Origin of the sequence: Secundilactobacillus oryzae JCM 18671 (genome assembly GCF_000740055.1) — a bacterium.
Classification (GTDB): Bacteria; Bacillota; Bacilli; order Lactobacillales; family Lactobacillaceae; genus Secundilactobacillus; species Secundilactobacillus oryzae.
Genome location: NZ_BBJM01000033.1, coordinates 1 through 16,710, shown reverse-complemented (window position 1 = coordinate 16,710; position 16,710 = coordinate 1). Strand labels below are relative to the sequence as shown.

The 16,710-nt window shown below is 43.7% G+C and carries 16 protein-coding genes; 12 read left to right on the top strand and 4 right to left on the bottom strand.

Annotated elements, in window-relative coordinates; all coding sequences use genetic code 11:
• Positions 1-224 precede the first annotated feature (224 nt).
• On the top strand, positions 225-1,667 hold the full coding sequence (locus LOSG293_RS08125; protein ID WP_034529149.1) for an amino acid ABC transporter substrate-binding protein/permease: 1,443 nt from the start codon (positions 225-227) through the stop codon (positions 1,665-1,667).
• Positions 1,664-2,407, top strand: a complete 744-nt coding sequence (locus LOSG293_RS08120; protein WP_034529147.1) for an amino acid ABC transporter ATP-binding protein — start codon at positions 1,664-1,666, stop codon at positions 2,405-2,407. The genes LOSG293_RS08125 and LOSG293_RS08120 overlap by 4 nt, the downstream gene beginning before the upstream one ends.
• Positions 2,408-2,441: 34 nt before the next feature.
• On the opposite strand, the gene LOSG293_RS08115 is transcribed toward LOSG293_RS08120, so the two are convergent.
• The gene (locus LOSG293_RS08115) at positions 2,442-3,008 is read right to left on the bottom strand and encodes an LURP-one-related/scramblase family protein (RefSeq protein ID WP_034529145.1); all 567 of its coding nucleotides are present in this window, start codon (positions 3,006-3,008) and stop codon (positions 2,442-2,444) included.
• 123 nt (positions 3,009-3,131) lie between these two features.
• Here LOSG293_RS08115 and LOSG293_RS08110 point away from each other — a divergent pair, with 123 nt between their 5' ends.
• The 4 genes from LOSG293_RS08110 to LOSG293_RS08095 all read left to right on the top strand — a co-directional run bounded on the left by LOSG293_RS08110 (position 3,132) and on the right by LOSG293_RS08095 (position 5,879).
• Positions 3,132-3,839, top strand: a complete 708-nt coding sequence (locus LOSG293_RS08110; protein WP_034529143.1) for a uracil-DNA glycosylase — start codon at positions 3,132-3,134, stop codon at positions 3,837-3,839.
• Between the two features lie 45 nt (positions 3,840-3,884).
• Entirely contained in the window at positions 3,885-4,859 is a 975-nt protein-coding gene (gene pta / locus LOSG293_RS08105; RefSeq protein WP_034529140.1) for a phosphate acetyltransferase, read from the top strand.
• Positions 4,860-4,921: 62 nt separating this feature from the next.
• Complete coding sequence (gene tsaE / locus LOSG293_RS08100) at positions 4,922-5,398, top strand: tRNA (adenosine(37)-N6)-threonylcarbamoyltransferase complex ATPase subunit type 1 TsaE (RefSeq protein ID WP_034529137.1); 477 nt, start codon at positions 4,922-4,924, stop codon at positions 5,396-5,398.
• Positions 5,391-5,879: a GNAT family N-acetyltransferase gene (locus LOSG293_RS08095; RefSeq protein ID WP_034529134.1), complete on the top strand. Its 489-nt coding sequence runs from the start codon at positions 5,391-5,393 to the stop codon at positions 5,877-5,879. Before tsaE ends, LOSG293_RS08095 begins: the two co-directional genes overlap by 8 nt.
• Positions 5,880-5,923: 44 nt before the next feature.
• Here the strand turns inward: LOSG293_RS08095 and LOSG293_RS08090 are convergent, their stop codons facing one another.
• Both LOSG293_RS08090 and LOSG293_RS08085 read right to left on the bottom strand, forming a co-directional pair.
• Positions 5,924-6,457 carry a 3'-5' exonuclease gene (locus LOSG293_RS08090; protein WP_034529133.1) on the bottom strand — a complete coding sequence of 178 codons (534 nt, stop codon included), beginning with the start codon at positions 6,455-6,457 and terminating at the stop codon, positions 5,924-5,926.
• Positions 6,458-6,474: 17 nt separating this feature from the next.
• Positions 6,475-7,239 (bottom strand): exodeoxyribonuclease III, encoded by a 765-nt coding sequence (locus tag LOSG293_RS08085; RefSeq protein ID WP_034529131.1) that lies wholly within the window; start codon positions 7,237-7,239, stop codon positions 6,475-6,477.
• Positions 7,240-7,388: 149 nt separating this feature from the next.
• On the opposite strand from LOSG293_RS08085, the gene murB reads away from it, so the two are divergent.
• Positions 7,389-8,294, top strand: coding sequence for a UDP-N-acetylmuramate dehydrogenase (gene murB, locus LOSG293_RS08080; RefSeq protein ID WP_439950833.1), 906 nt, complete (start codon positions 7,389-7,391; stop codon positions 8,292-8,294).
• 25 nt (positions 8,295-8,319) lie between these two features.
• Entirely contained in the window at positions 8,320-10,416 is a 2,097-nt protein-coding gene (locus tag LOSG293_RS08075; RefSeq protein WP_034529127.1) for a cation:proton antiporter, read from the top strand.
• A 31-nt stretch (positions 10,417-10,447) separates the two neighbouring features.
• On the opposite strand, the gene LOSG293_RS08070 is transcribed toward LOSG293_RS08075, so the two are convergent.
• Positions 10,448-11,104: a DUF1361 domain-containing protein gene (locus tag LOSG293_RS08070; RefSeq protein ID WP_152551124.1), complete on the bottom strand. Its 657-nt coding sequence runs from the start codon at positions 11,102-11,104 to the stop codon at positions 10,448-10,450.
• 170 nt (positions 11,105-11,274) lie between these two features.
• Between LOSG293_RS08070 and cdaA the strand changes: the two genes are divergently transcribed.
• The 4 genes from cdaA (at position 11,275) to glmS (ending at position 16,562) form a co-directional block, all read left to right on the top strand.
• Positions 11,275-12,126 (top strand): diadenylate cyclase CdaA, encoded by an 852-nt coding sequence (cdaA, locus tag LOSG293_RS08065; RefSeq protein ID WP_034529125.1) that lies wholly within the window; start codon positions 11,275-11,277, stop codon positions 12,124-12,126.
• Positions 12,123-13,097, top strand: coding sequence for a CdaR family protein (locus LOSG293_RS08060; protein WP_034529123.1), 975 nt, complete (start codon positions 12,123-12,125; stop codon positions 13,095-13,097). The genes cdaA and LOSG293_RS08060 overlap by 4 nt, the downstream gene beginning before the upstream one ends.
• 39 nt (positions 13,098-13,136) lie before the next feature.
• Positions 13,137-14,489: a phosphoglucosamine mutase gene (gene glmM, locus LOSG293_RS08055; protein ID WP_034529120.1), complete on the top strand. Its 1,353-nt coding sequence runs from the start codon at positions 13,137-13,139 to the stop codon at positions 14,487-14,489.
• A gap of 255 nt (positions 14,490-14,744) precedes the next feature.
• On the top strand, positions 14,745-16,562 hold the full coding sequence (glmS, locus tag LOSG293_RS08050) for a glutamine--fructose-6-phosphate transaminase (isomerizing) (protein WP_034529118.1): 1,818 nt from the start codon (positions 14,745-14,747) through the stop codon (positions 16,560-16,562).
• The last annotated feature ends 148 nt before the right edge of the window (positions 16,563-16,710 follow it).

Sequence of the window (16,710 nt, the reverse complement as noted above, 5' to 3'; positions counted from 1 at the left end):
AGGAGCTAAGCTCCTTAATCTTGACTAAAAAAGTGGAATCTAAATCGAATTATCCGATTTAGATTCCACTTTTTAGAGACTTATGTCACAGCCTCTTTTTATGTCATAAAACAGGCAAAATTCGGATTATTTTCATCTTATTTTAATAAAAGGCTCGATTTCAACATCTGGTTATGTTATGTTATATTTTATAACATGAAAGAATAAGAAATGGGGCCGTTTTTATGAGAAAATTTATTCTGGGATTGGTGTTGACACTGTTTGCAGGTTTCGCAGGTTTCCAGTCTACCCAATCCGTACGGGCAGCTGATAAGCCTTCATATACGATTGCAACTGATGCAACGTATGCACCGTTCGATTTTCAGGCGGATAACGGCGAATATCGGGGGATTGACCTTGATTTACTGAAGGAGATTTCGAAGAGTCAAGGATTCACCTACACGTTAAAACCGATGAGTTTTAATGCAGCTGTTCAGGCGTTGGATGCCAAACAGGTGGACGGTGTGATTGCCGGTATGAGTATCACGCCGGAACGGAAAGCTAAGTTTGATTTTTCGGATCCTTACTATGATTCGGGTGAGGTGATGGCGGTAGGCAAAAACAGCAAAATCACGTCACCTAAGGATTTGAAAGGTAAAACGGTTGCCTTAAAAACGGGAACGGTAGCGGCTGAGTACGGAAAATCACTCCAAAAGAAATATGGCTTTAAAGTTAAATACTTTAATGACTCCAATACGATGTACAATGATGTCATCAACGGTAATTCAGCTGCTTGTTTCGAAGACTATCCAGTGATGGCGTATGGTATTAAGAATGGAATGGATTTGAAGATTGTGACGAAGCCCGTTGGTGGTGGCCAATATGGTTTTGCGGTAAATAAGGGAATGAACAAGGCACTGATTACTAGTTTTAACAAGGGGCTTAAGCAAGCTCGTAAGGATGGTACCTATAAGAAAGTGGTTGATCGTTACCTTTCAACCAAAAAGACAAAGTTAACGGCGGATTCTAAATCAAGTCGGACTGTATGGGGATTATTAAAAACGAATAAAGCGGCCTTCCTGAGTGGTTTCTGGATGACGATTAAGCTAACCGTGATTTCTATTATTTTTGCAACTATTTTAGGAATTTGCTTAGGCGTGATGGGCGTCGTTCCCAGTCGGATTTTGAGAGGCGTTTCAAGTACCATTATCTATGTCTTTCGAGGTATGCCGTTGATGGTTCTGGCCTTCTTCATTTATATTGGAATTCCCAATTTAACCGGTGATAAGATTCCGGCAATCGTTGCTGGGATTATCGCACTGACCCTGAATGAGGGGGCTTATACGGGAGCCTTCGTCAAGGGTGGCTTTAAAGCGGTTGATAAAGGTCAGATGGAGGCCGCGCGTTCATTGGGGTTGCCGTATGGTAAATCAATGTTGCGCGTCATTATGCCTCAGGGGTTGAGAATTATGATTCCGTCCTTCGTGAACCAATTTATCATTACGCTGAAGGATACTTCGATTTTATCCGTTATTGGATTATTTGAACTAACGCAAACCGGGACAATCATAATTTCTAGAAACATGGAAGGGTTCAAGGTTTGGACAATTATTGCACTGATTTACATCGTCGTAATTACATTGCTCACTTGGCTATCTAACTGGGCTGAAAGAAGGACGCGGATATGAAAGAGCAGTTAAAAGTATCAGTTAAAGACTTGCACAAGAGTTATGGCGCTAACGAAGTCCTCAGTGGGATTGATTTAGAAGTTTTTCCCAAGGAAGTGGTTTGCCTGATTGGACCATCTGGATCCGGAAAATCGACATTTTTACGCTGTCTGAATGGCCTGGAAGCCGTAAATTCTGGTGTCATCGAAATCAACGGTGTGAATCTAGTTGCTAAGCACACGGATATTAACAAGGTCCGTCAAAACATCGGGATGGTTTTCCAGCATTTTAATCTATTCCCCCATCTAACGGTGATTGAAAATGTGATGCTGGCACCGGTTCAATTGAAAAAAATGGATAAGCAAACAGCTCGCGAAAAAGGCATGAAGCTATTAGCCCAGGTTGGCCTGGCTGAAAAAGCTGATGTCAAACCAGCCTCATTATCAGGTGGTCAAGAGCAGCGGGTAGCTATTGCCCGAGCCTTAGCGATGGAGCCAGAGATTATGCTGTTTGATGAACCAACCAGTGCCCTTGATCCGGAAATGGTTGGGGATGTCCTGGCTGTTATGAAGGATTTGGCCAAAGCGGGGATGACGATGGTCGTCGTGACCCACGAAATGGGCTTTGCCAAGGAAGCTGCTGATCGAGTGGCTTTTATGGATAGTGGCAAAATTCAGGAAATTGGGACACCTGAAGAAGTTTTCGATCATCCTAAAAACGAGCGAACTCGGGGATTTTTAAGCAAAATTATGAACGTTTAGAAAAAAGCAGATTGGCATTGTGGCCAATCTGCTTTTATTTATTGGATTCGTGTTCAGTTAAGTGGAATTGGGCGGGACGTAACCCAGTCCTTAATGCCGCATGGGACCGTAGTGGTGATTGTAATGGTGTCTTTTTATGCGACCACTGATCGAGAATGGCAACTAGACAAATGCATAGTGGCTCATCGTCGGAGCTACCAATGGTGAGTTCCTTAAATTGCTGATTCCCCACAATTAGACCTGATCTTACTGTCATGATGGTTTGAACGCCACGAAAAATATGGTAATTCCCAGCAGTTGGGTTACCAATGATGAACCAGTTGAGGCCGTGGACAAATAAAACTTCATTCAGGACACCGAGCGGTTTCTTGACGCTGCCGACCTTTTTTTGGTAGAGATAGAGATCAAATATGGGAAGCAAGCCAACGGACTGCTGTTTGAGTTCGGCTAGCAGGCCGCCTCGCATTGTGTAAACGGAAAGGGCGTCACTTTCGATTCCCCATTTTCCGGTGAGCAAGTAAAGGGCCTCACGTTTTTCATTTCGCACAACTGCAGCCTCGTGCCGTGATAAGCTGGACTGATCGATATAAAGCTTTCGCATAAAATCCCTCGTTTCCGGCTAATGGTAGCGCTATCTATTTCCATTCTAACACGAAATAAATTATAAAACCGCTAATGTCAATTCCAGAAAAATTATGCTAGAATAAACGTTGAGGTGTTGGGAATGAAACCGTTTATTCATAATGACTGGTGGCAAATTTTGCAGCCAGAATTTGAGAAGGCTTATTATCAAAAATTACATGAGTTTTTAAAGGAAGAGTACCAAAACTACGATATTCATCCTGCAATGAATCAAATTTTTGAGGCTTTCGAATGGACGCCCTATCAACAAGTGAAGGCGGTTATTTTAGGACAGGATCCCTACCACGAACCCCATCAAGCACATGGCCTGAGCTTTTCGGTTTTGCCTGGGGTGAGGGTGCCACCTTCGCTGCGCAACATCTATAAAGAATTAGAGTCAGATCTTGGTATCAAGCCAGTTAATCATGGTTACCTAGAAAAATGGGCAAAACAGGGTGTGTTGTTGTTGAATTCCGTTTTAACCGTTCGTAACGGTCAAGCCTTTTCGCATAAAGGTAAGGGGTGGGAACAGCTAACGGATGCTGCAATTAAGGCGCTCTCGCAACGTCCTGAACCCGTGGTGTTTATCCTCTGGGGTAAGGCGGCTCAAGGTAAGATTAGTTTGATTAATACTAAGACCAATATTGTTCTTCAGTCGGTTCATCCGAGTCCTCTTTCAGCAAATCGGGGCTTTTTCGGTTCAAAGCCATTTTCCAAAACGAATCTCGCTTTGGAGGCAATGGGCGAAAAGCCGATTGATTGGCAATTGCCCGAACACGTGGAAGTCACGTCATCTGGGCAAGCATCCTAAACTAGCAATGAGAGAAATTGAATAAACTCACTGGAGGTTTTAGTAATGGAACTTTTTGACAGCTTAAAGGAAAAGATTAAAACAAAGAAGCAGACGCTGGTATTCCCTGAAGGAGAGGACGAACGAATTGTTGGTGCTACCGTTAGACTAGCAGCCGATGGTTTGGTAAACCCAATCGTACTTGGAAACCCTGCTCAAGTAGAAAAATTAGCTCAAGATCATAACTGGAACTTAGATGGTGTCCAAGTCATTGATCCTAAGGCTGAAGTGGATGACGCAATGCGTCAATCACTCCTTGAACGCCGAAACGGTAAAAATACGGCTGAACAAGTTGCTAAAATGTTAGAAGATCCAAACTACGTTGGTACAATGCTCGTTTACATGGGTCGTGCTGATGGAATGGTCTCTGGCGCCAACCACCCAACTGGTGACACTGTTCGTCCAGCGCTTCAAATTATTAAAACTAAGCCAGGTGTGAAACGGATTAGTGGTGCCTTCATCATGCAAAAGGGTGATGAACGCTACGTCTTTGCGGATTGTGCAATTAACATTGAATTGGATGCTGCGGGCATGGCCGAAGTTGGGATTGAAAGTGCTAATACCGCTAAAGTCTTTGGTATTGATCCTAAGGTTGCGTTGTTGAGCTTTTCAACGAAGGGCTCAGCCAAGGGCGACATGGTCACCAAGGTTCAAGAAGCCGCTGAATTAGCTAAGCAACAAGCGCCAGATTTACCAATTGATGGTGAATTACAGTTTGATGCAGCATTTGTCCCATCTGTTGGAGAAAAGAAGGCGCCAGGTTCTAACGTGGCTGGTCACGCAACCGTATTCGTCTTCCCAGAACTCCAATCAGGTAACATTGGCTACAAGATTGCTCAACGCTTTGGTGGTTACGAAGCCATCGGACCAATTTTGCAAGGCTTGAACCAACCTGTTTCTGACCTTTCTCGGGGTGCCAATGAAGAAGATGTCTACAAAGTAGCCATCATCACCGCAGCCCAAGCGGTTGACAACGAATAAAATAAAACGTAGCCTATCAAAAGAAGTTTTGATGGGCTATTTTCATTTATGGAGGGGTAAGCTTGGATTTTAAAATTGAAGTCACTGATGCAGCGCAGACCTATGATTTGGGGATGAAGCTCGCAACATATTTAGAACCAAAAGATCTGATTTTATTGGACGGCGATTTAGGTGCTGGTAAAACCACGTTTACGAAGGGACTCGCCAAAGGGCTGGGCATCGATCGTAACATCAAGAGCCCAACCTTTACCATCATTCGTGAGTACCAGGATGGCCGGATTCCACTTTATCACATGGATGCTTACCGATTAGAAGACGGTGGTGCCGATGAGTTAGGCCTAGATGAATATTTCAACGGTGACGGTCTTAACGTGGTGGAGTGGTCACAATTTATCGATGAGGATTTGCCTAAAAATTATCTGCGGATTGTTTTCACTCGCCAAGACGACAAAGGCGACGACTTCCGGCAACTTGAATTTAAGCCTCAAGGTGAACGATTCACTGAAATTGCGAAACAGGTGGTAACACAAAATGGCTGATGAGGTGGTTATCCGTGGCGCTCAAACTAGCGATGCCGAGCAATTACTAAGCTTGATGCGACAACTGGAAATGGAAACGACCACGATTGCAGTTGATGAGGCGCTTCCTGATTTAACAATCACGGAGGAAGCTGAGCAAATAGATTTAATCAACGAATCGCCTTATGATCAAATTATTGTGGCTGAACTTGAAGGTGATCTGATCGGAATTGTGACGTTGCAGGCCGTACTGGATGAGTCTGAGACTGCCGAGTTAGGTGTGGGAGTCGTTAAGGAACTGTGGAATCAGGGATTAGGAACCGCATTAGTGGATGAGGCATTGTATTGGGCTCAGACTGTTTCACAATTAAGGCGAATTATCTTAACTGTCTATGCGGAGAATGTTGCGGCGGTTCATGTTTATCAAAAATTAGGGTTTCAGACCGTTTGGGTAAAACAAGAAAAAGGACAACGCTTAATCGAAATGAAGATTGAATATTAAAAAAACGATACTCCAGCTGGAGTATCGTTTTTAAATTCTATCGATTAAACGGCGTGAATAAAGGGCTTTAGTGGTTCAATGCCAAATTGATTTGCTTCGTACAATAAGATGTTTGCACATGCCAAGCTATCGTCTAAAGCGTTATGGTGATGCTCTAATTCGATCCCTAACGCTTCACTCACCGTGTTGAGCTTGTGGTTAGGTAAAGTCGGGAAAAATTGCCGGCTGGTTTTAACGGTATCCAGAGTCAGGTATTTGGCTCGAGGAAGGGTGAAATGCTCAAGGCTATGTTTGAGGACGCTGTTATCAAATGCCGCATTATGGGCAATCACCAGTTGGTTTTGATTAAAGAGTGGTTGAATATGGTCCCAGACTTCTGGAAAAGTTGGCGCATCGACAACGTCGGATTCGTGGATACCGTGAATCTGAGTGTTGCGCCAGTTGAATGGTGAATCTGGTTTGATAAGGGAGTAAAATTCATCGACGACTTGGCTATTCTTAACGATGGTAAGTGCTAATGAGCAGGCACTATCACGATGACCATTAGCCGTTTCAAAATCCATTGCAATAAAGTTCATGTTGTCATCCTTTTCGGTTAGAGTTCGAGGTTATGCATTAATAGGACAACGGGGCAGTGATCCGATCCCATTGTTGTGGAGAGAATGTTAGCATCAGAAATTTTGGAAGTCAATTTTTTGCTGGTTAGGAAGTAATCAATTCGCCAACCGGAATTAACGTCACGGGCCTTGGTTCGGTAGCTCCACCAAGTATACTTTTCCTTTTTATCCGGATAGAAGTAGCGGTACGTATCAATCAATCCTGAATCTAGTAGGGCTGTGAAGTCTGCGCGTTCCTCGTCAGTAAACCCGGCATTATGATGATTTGCGGTTGGATTCTTGAGATCAATCTCATGGTGAGCGACATTTAAGTCACCACAGATAATGACGGGCTTTTGCTGATTAAGCTGCCCCACGTAGGCTTGAAAGGCTTCATCCCACTTCATTCGGAAATCGAGCCGTTTCAGCTCGTGTCCCGAATTTGGTGTGTAGCAAGTCAGTAGGTAAAAGGATTGATACTCGAGGGTGATTGCGCGCCCTTCAGTGTCCAGCTCAGGTTGGTCAATGCCGTAATGAACGGAAATCGGTTCGTGTTTCGTGAAAATCGCCGTTCCAGAATAGCCCTTCCGTTCCGCGTAATTGTAGTATTGGTGATAACCGGGCAGGTCGAGTTCTAATTGTCCTGCCTGCATTTTAGTTTCCTGAATACAAAAGAAGTCGGCATCTAATTGTTTGAATTCTGATTGAAAATCTTTATTGACGACGGCACGCAAGCCGTTAACGTTCCACGAAATAAATTTCAAAATGATTCCCCCCAATTCGAAACCAGTATACCAAAAATCCGCGAAAGACCCAACGATGGCAATTAAAGTTAGTAGGCGGAGGGGTGCTGCCCGTGGTAAACTAGAAGTAGCTTTTTAGCAAAAAAAGACGAATGAAGGTAACGAGACCAATTATGATTGAAAATATTGTGACTGAATTTCCAAATGAAACGTTTCTGAAGGACGAGCCACTTTCTCGATATACGCACACCAAAACAGGTGGCAATGCTGATTACTTGGTATTGCCAAAAACGAGTGATGCCGTACAAGCTTTGCTTAAATACACATATGAAAATACTATCCCGGTCACCGTTATCGGGAACGCCAGTAACCTGATTGTTAGGGATGGCGGTATTCGTGGACTGGTGATTATTCTAACGCAAATGGCCAAGATCGAAGCAACTGGTCTTACGGTGACGGCAGATGCCGGCGCCTCCCTAATTGAGACCACTAAACATGCTCAAGCTGCCTCATTAACAGGACTTGAGTTTGCTGCTGGAATCCCCGGAAGTGTTGGAGGGGCTGTTTTCATGAACGCTGGGGCTTACGGTGGCGAAATTAGCCACGCTGTCACAAGCGCAACCGTCTTAACCAGGGCGGGTGAGTTCAAAACCCTAAATCACGATGAACTTGATTTTGGGTATCGTCATTCCAGCATTCAAGATGACGATGAAGTGGTCATTTCGGCTACTTTTACCCTAGAAAAGGGTGACGCCCAGGCAATTCAAGCCCAAATGGATGATTTGAATGCTAAGCGTGCTGCTAAGCAACCATTGCTGTTGCCATCCTGTGGAAGTGTCTTCAAACGCCCAGTTGGCCATTTCACGGGTAAACTTATCCAAGAGGCCGGGTTGCCTGGCTACCAAATGGGTGGAGCAGCTGTTTCATTGAAGCATGCGGGATTCATTGTGAACGTCAATCACGCCACTGCCACGGACTATATTGACTTAATTCATCATATTCAATCGGTTGTCAAAGCCAAGTTTGGCGTTGAATTGGAAACCGAAGTTCGCATCATTGGCGAAGCAAAATCATAATTAATATTGAGGGGGAGATTATAACGTGCCAATTGTAGAAGCCGTCATATTACTTGCAGTAGTCGTACTCGCTTCAAATATCATTAGCCATTATCTCACCTTTATTCCGGTCAGTTTGATCCAAGTCCTGCTGGGACTGGGCGTAGCGTTAGTTTTCGACGTTAAAATTGACCTGGAAACAGATTGGTTCCTGCTCCTTTTCATTGCGCCGTTATTGTTTAACGATGGGCGGCGGTTCCCTAAACGTGAACTATGGAAGCTCCGGGGGCCAATTTTTGCTAATGCTATTTTATTGGTCTTTATTACGACCTTGGTGGGTGGCTACCTGATGTACCTGATGATTCCCAAGATGCCGTTGACCGTTGCATTAGCGTTAGCAGCCATTCTTTCACCAACCGATCCGGTTGCGGTGCAGTCAATTTCTAAACGTGCTAAGTTACCGGATGCCATCTTGCATCTGGTCAGCGGCGAAAGCCTAATTAACGATGCCTCTGGTCTGATTGCGTTTAAATATGCGGTTGCTGCAACAGTTACGGGGTACTTCTCGTTAACCGAAGCGACAAATGACTTTCTATACATTAGTTTGGTTGGGTTACTATTTGGACTAGTTTTGATGCTAGCCATTGATTTATTAAAAGATATCCTGAGACGTCAAGGGATTAATGATGTCGTCTTTAACACCGTCTTGCAAATTGTGACACCGTTTATCATTTACCTCGTGACGGAAGAAGTGGCACATGCGTCTGGGGTCATTGCGGTTGTCGCAGCTGGTGCTTTATCCCATGCTCAGGAAAATCGGATTATTGAGGATTTACCAGAGTTACGGTTGGTGACGGAAAACACATGGGATATCATCATTTATCTTCTAAATGGAGCCGTCTTCGTCATTCTGGGAATTGAACTGCCATTAGCAACACGGAATATCATTGTGAATGATACATTTAGCACGACACAGGCGATTCTTTACTCGATTGGGGCTTGGCTCATTATCTTGATTATTCGGGTAATTTGGATCTTTATTTATCAAGCAATCTCATTTGCTCGGAAAAAAGGGTCAAGACCAAGCTTACGAGTTGCACTCCTGTCTGGGTTATCCGGCGTTCGTGGTGCCATCACCATGGCCGGGGTCCTATCGATTCCGTTGGTCACTGCTTCAGGATCCGTGTTCCCTGAACGTTCTTTAGCGCTTTTCATCGCGGCTGGGGTCATTATCATAAGTTTAGTGGTGGCGACCATCACATTACCATTGGTTTCCCCAGAGGGTGGCGCACCATTGCAAACGCGTGGTGCCCACGTAGATGAGGATGTCATTGATGACGATGAAGAAGTCCATGATTATATCAGTGAAGAAGAAGCAAAAGCCTATATCATGCGGTTAGCTGTTTCCAAAATAGAGGAAAACCGGCGATTAGAAAATCAACGTGCGGCTTATGATTTGATGCTGGACTATCAATTCATTATCCGTCGCCTTGAAATGCACTTTAAAGATGATGAAGCCGTGCAGTCTTCGATTCAGGATGAAGTCACTCTGAGACGAGTAGGCTATGAAGCAGAAATGCAGTCACTGGAAAAGTTGTATAAAGAAAAACAAATTAAGCGTAGCAGTTATTTAATTATTGGAAACCGGATTCGACGTAGTGAACGCCAAGTGGTGCAATCAAGTGGTCACTTGATGTTATGGTCGTTGCGAAATAGTCGTGTCTGGGGTCGTCAGATTCTACGGAGCATTCGAATTTGGTTCATGAGTGATGATAATGAGGCCGTCGAGACGGATATTAATTTAATCGAGCGTGAGGGGGCAAAGGCGGCCATTAAGGCGTTATCAACTTATCTGGCGCGCGGGGATGTCGACGAGCACCAATTTGATAATCAAGCGATTTATCATTTGGTGATTCATTATCGTAACCGAATTGAACGCGCTCGTTCGGATCATCAATCCTCACAAAAAACGTATGAACAACAACTCAATAAACTTCGAACCTTAGCTCTTGGTGCTGAGCGAAGCGGGATCCAATCCCTGCTTGAAGCTGGCAATATTAATTGGCGAATGGCCGCTAGTTTAAGAGAATACGTTAACTACTCTGAAAATGTTTTAATGATGTCATTAGCTGATGACGAATAAAAAAGGTCTTGCCGAATTTGGCAAGACCTTTTTAAGATTGTGGTGATTTTTGAGTGGTGACTAGGGAGTAGAACCAGAAAATGATGAGCTGTACCACTGTCATAATAGCGACAAAGGCAAACATTTTTGGCGTCCACATGGTAGACAACCGTGACAGGATGAATCCTGGTGACGTAATGAGGTAAATAGTGTGGATTCGCAAGAACCGGCCAATGAAAATTCCAACACTGGTTAATGCAGTGAGAACAAAGATGATGAGCCAGCGCATCCACTTATTACTGCGAAAGTAGCGCGCGTTGATGACGTCGCTGACGTGACTAAGGCTCCACATTCCGAGGAATGCACAAAACAGCGCGCTGATCAGCATGCAGCCGAAGTACGCCCACATATGTATCGATAATCGTAACAAGCCATCTGCGGCGTAGGGCTGTAAAAGGGATAGATGGAACAAATCCGTCAGCATGTACGGTGAGTTTGGATAAAATAAGAGCCAGATAATGATGAGGATCCAGAACAAGAAGACGTTATGGAATAGCCGTTTGTCGATATGGAAACTAATTTCGATGGGGATGTAGCCTAAAAACGTATTTAAGACTAAGAATTCAAATGGTGCTTTGACCATTAACCACAAAAATAGTAACCAAAGAACAAAAAAGGCTCGAACTTGCCAACGTTTTGGCCTTGTCATTGGTATCCCTCCCTTCAGCATAATTTACCTAAATAGTAACAGAAAAGTTCTGGTTTGAATAAGGTTACGTTAGAGCTTTAATAATTACTAAGAATTCAATGCTTGGAGGCGGTTAAATTTAGCGCCAGTCATGATATAATGGAAATCGAATTAAATTTGGAGGAAAAACGATGGCTTTCAATTGGACTGACTTATTAACATGGCGTAACGTAGGCAACTTGCTAGACATTTTAGTAGTCTGGTTTTTCATTTACGAGCTTATTATGCTGGTCAAGGGTACCAAGGCTGTCCAACTTTTCCGGGGAATCATTGTGATTGTCCTGATTAAGCTGGTGAGCTGGTATGTCGGGCTTGGCACGTTCTCGTGGATTATGGACCAAATTATCAACTGGGGTGTCATCGCCGTCGTTGTCATCTTCCAACCCGAAATTCGGCGGGGACTTGAGCACTTAGGTCGTGGCTCGTACTTTACACGTAGTCGACATGAGAATGAGGCGGAAAACAAACTGATAAGCGCCTTAGATAAGGCAATTCAGTACATGTCGAAGCGGCGAATTGGGGCTTTAATCACGATTCAGATGGACACCGGTCTCGACGATTACATTGAAACTGGGATTCATCTGGATGCTGACGTGACGGGTGAATTATTGATTAACATCTTTATTCCGAATACGCCACTTCACGATGGCGCCGTCATCATTAAGGACAATAAGATTGCGGTTGCGGCTGCATACTTGCCACTGTCAGAAAGTAACTTGATTCCTAAAGAGTTGGGAACGCGGCACCGGGCCGCAGTTGGAATTTCTGAAGTGACGAATGCATTGACAATCGTCATTTCCGAAGAAACCGGCGAAGTTTCAATTACGAAAAATAATGAATTACTGCGTGATATGAATCAGGATGACTACTTGAAATTCTTTAAAAATGAGCTTATCAGTGACTATCAGCCAGAAAAGCAGAACGCTTTTTCATGGCTATTGGACCAATTGGAGCGCTTTTTCCAAGGAGGGAAGTCCAAATGAAAGATTTTTTAAACAGTCGTTGGATGTTCCGACTCCTAGCGCTTTTACTTGCAATCCTATTGTTTGCTTACGTTGACAGTTCAAAGGTGAGCTCGACACGACAGCAGACGAGTACGAATAGTGGCAATACATCTTTAACCGCAACTAAGAAAGAGACCGTTCGGGTACCTTTGCAATTGGATGTTAACTCGCAGAAGTACTTTGTGACGGGTTATCCCGAAATGGTACGCGTTGCGCTCAGCGGTCCTGCTGCACTCGTGACGACGACTTCCAATACTCAGAACTTTAAAGTGTACGCGTCGTTAAAAGGTTTGGGGACTGGAACCCATACGGTTAAATTGCATGTTGAAGGTCTGAATAAAGACATCAAAGAAACGTTGCACCCTAAAACAATCAAGGTAAACGTTCAACCTCGGAAGTCACAGACCTTTAAGATTGAATCAGAATTTAACAAGGGTAATATTGCGGAAGGTTACGTTGCTGGTCGACCAACGACGGGAATTAGTAGCGTAAAAGCAACGGGCGCTGCTAATGAAATTGCGCGTATCGACAAAGTGGTTGCCCAAATCATTGTGCCACAAAATGCCAAGACGACCATTAACTCACAGGCAATTATTGAGGCGCTAGATAAAAATGGAAAGACGGTGAATGTCATTCTGACGCCGTCGACCACCAATGCCAGTCTGCCAATCACGGCGGACGGTAAGTCAAAAAAGGTTAAGCTTAAGTTTAAGACCAAAAATGGCAGTTTAGATACGGACTACGAATTGACAAGTAGTACTAAAACTGTGAAATTAATTGGCAGTGAGTCTCAGCTTGAGAATCTGAAAGAGTTAACGATTGAAGTAGATGTTTCAGGAATTACGAAACGAACGACTAAAACAGTCGCGCTTAATGCGAAGGACAACGATGTTAAATCGATTTCACCGGAGCAAGTCAAAGTGACAGTTAAACCAAGCAGTGCAGATTAACTTATCTAAGTAAGATGGAATAGAAATGAGGAAATTAAGATGAAGTATTTTGGAACAGATGGTGTACGAGGCGTTGCTAACCAGGAATTAACTCCTGAATTTGCTTTTAAATTAGGCCGTGCAGGTGGTTATGTTCTGACACAGCATGCGGAGGATCAAAATGAGGTTCCCCAAGTTTTAGTTGCCCACGATACACGAATTTCTGGCCAAATGTTGGAAGAATCACTCATTGCTGGCTTGTTGTCGGTTGGAATTGAAGTGCTTAAGTTGGGGGTTATCACGACACCTTCAGTGGCTTACCTTGTCAGAACACAAGGAGCGGCAGCTGGGGTTATGATTACCGCTTCACATAATCCCGTTGAATATAACGGCATTAAGTTTTTTGGTAGTGATGGCTACAAATTATCTGACGAAATGGAAGAAGAAATTGAGCAGTTAGTTGATTCCGAAGATACTTTGCCACGGCCAGCAGCAGAAGGATTGGGAACAGTTGAAGACTACTCTGAGGGTAGTCAGAAATACATCCAATTCCTGGAACAAACAATTTCTGGTGACCTTGAAGGCATGCACATCGCTGTCGATTCAGCTAATGGTGCGACAAGCAGCCTCGTTTCTCGTCTCTACGCTGACTTAGGTGCTGAATTTGATACAATTGCCACGACACCAAACGGTTTGAACATCAATAAAGGTGTCGGTTCAACTCATCCAGAGAAGCTCCAAGAGTTTGTTGTGAGTGAGGGTGCTCAAATTGGGTTGGCTTTTGATGGTGATGGTGACAGATGTATTGCGGTTGATGAAAAAGGAAATGTCGTTGATGGCGATAAAATCATGTACATTTGCGGCAAATACATGTCAGAACATGGTCGTCTGAAGAAGGATGCCATTGTCACGACAGTTATGAGTAACCTGGGTATGTATAAAGCAATGGAAAAGAACGGTATGACGAGTGTGCAGACGAAAGTCGGCGACCGTTACGTCGTTGAAGAAATGCTTAAAGATGGATACAACTTGGGTGGCGAACAATCAGGTCACATCGTTTTCCTTGATTTCAACACGACCGGTGACGGAATGCTAACCAGCTTGCAGTTACTCCGGGTGATGAAGGAAACGGGCAAGAAGTTATCAGAACTTGCTGAAGAAGTGCAAGACTACCCACAAGAATTGGTTAACGTTAAAGTAACTGATAAAAAAAAGGCCTTGAACAACGAGAAAATCAAAGCCATCATTAATGAAGTTGAGGCGGAGATGGCTGGCGACGGTCGCGTCCTTGTTCGACCAAGCGGGACTGAACCATTGTTACGGGTTATGGCAGAAGCCCCAACAGTGGACGAAGTAAAAGCATACGTGAACCGGATCGCTGATGTTGTAAGAGCAGAGGTTGGCGCTGAGTAAGCATCTCGTGTAACCTTGCTTTCATGAGACTAAGTAACGATTGTAAGGATTTAGAGTCGAACTAATTAATAGAATAGCTTTCAAAAGAACGCTCGATTTGAAATCAAGCGTTCTTGTTTCATTATGATGTATACCACTTAAGAATAATTTGTTGACAACCTCATCTAACGACTGTAAAGTATAGTTATTATCAAAGGTTAATTAATAAACCAATGTCTATACCAATTATATTATTTAGTAGAGGAATGATAAAGCATGTGCGGAATTGTTGGAGTTACTGGTAACGATAATACAGTGAAAATCTTATTAACGGGCTTACAAAAACTTGAATATCGTGGCTATGATTCAGCCGGAATTTTTGTTGATTCAAAAAATCGTGAAGACTTCTTAGTTAAGGAAAAGGGTCGTATTTCTGATCTTCGTAAGGCGGTTGGTCCCGAAGTTAAAGGAACCGCCGGTATCGGTCATACACGCTGGGCAACCCACGGTGTCGTGAGTGTTGATAACGCGCATCCACAAGTTTCTAAGGATAATCGTTTTTATCTGGTACATAATGGCGTAATCGAAAACTTCCAAGATTTGAAGAGTGATTACCTTAGCGATGTGCCATTCACGAGTCAAACCGATACTGAGGTTGTGGTCCAACTCATTGATAAGTTTGCGGTTGAAGACAACTTGAACGCACATGACGCCTTTGTAAAGGCGTTAGGTTACCTTAAAGGCTCTTCTTATGGTTTCTTGTTGATGGATCGAGAAGAACCAGATACGTTATACGTGGCCAAAAACAAGAGCCCACTCCTCATTGGTTTGGCAGCTGGTTATAACGTTGTCACTTCTGATGCCTTGGCAATGTTGAACGAAACACATGAGTTTTTGGAACTTATGGATGGTGAAGTTGTGACGGTTAAGCCAGATTCTGTTCGCATTGAAAGTAAGACTGGCGAAGTCGTTGAACGAGAACCTTACCACGTTGATATGAACGCTGACGAAACCGATAAGGGTACTTATCCCTTCTATATGTTGAAAGAAGTCGATGAACAACCTAATGTCATGCGTAAGCTTTCTCAAGAATACCTTTCAGAGACTGGCGAACCAGTGATTGACCAAAAGTTATTAGATGACATGCAAGCCGCTGATCGGTTATACATCATCGGTGCTGGAACAAGTTATCACGCCGGCTTAGTAGGGAAGCGTTTGTTTGAGAGCTTAACTCAAAAGCCAACTGAAGTGCATATTTCCTCAGAGTTTGCCTATGAGCAACCAATCTTATCTAAGAAGCCTTTCTTCATTTTCCTTTCTCAAAGTGGTGAAACGGCCGACAGTCGTGAAGTATTGGTTAACGTTAACTCCGCAGGTTACAAGAGCTTGACGTTGACGAATGTTCAAAACTCAACTTTGTCTCGTGAAGCAACTTATACCTTGCTACTTCACGCGGGTCCAGAAATCGCGGTTGCCTCAACTAAGGCTTACACTGCTCAAATCGCTTTAGAGGCTATTTTGGCAAAGGCGCTTGGCGAATGCGACAACCAAATCGTGGCCCAAAACTTTGATATTCGCCAACAACTTGGCCTCGTGGCAACGGGGATGCAAGCGTTGGTTGATGAGAAGGGCATGATTGAAAAGGTTGCTAAGGAAAGCTTCATGAACACGCCAAACGCGTTCTATATTGGCCGTGGCCTTGATTGGACAGTTTCCCTGGAATCAGCGCTTAAGTTGAAGGAAATCTCTTATGTACAAGCTGAAGGATTTGCATCTGGTGAATTGAAGCACGGAACCATTGCGTTAATTGAGGAGGGCACACCGGTTGTTGGGATTATTACCCAGGAACGGACGGCAGGGCTGACCCGCTCAAACCTTCAAGAAACCATGGCGCGAGGTGCCAAAATTATCACAATTAGTACTGAAAAGCTCTCTAAGCCTGGCGACACCATCGTCTTGCCTGATATCGACGAGCATCTGACACCACTTCTAAGTGTTGTACCAGCTCAATTGTTGGCTTACTATACAAGTCTCAACAAGGGTCTGGATGTTGATCGTCCAAGAAACTTAGCAAAGAGTGTAACTGTAGAATAATAAAGGCTCTTTGTCAAATCCTGTTGATGAACAATTTATAGAGTAATTTCGGCTCTTTGTCAAATCCTGTTGATGAACAATTTATAGAGTAATTTCAAAGGCTAAACAGCCCTTGAAATTACTCTTTTTTTGGTTCTTGCTTGGTTCA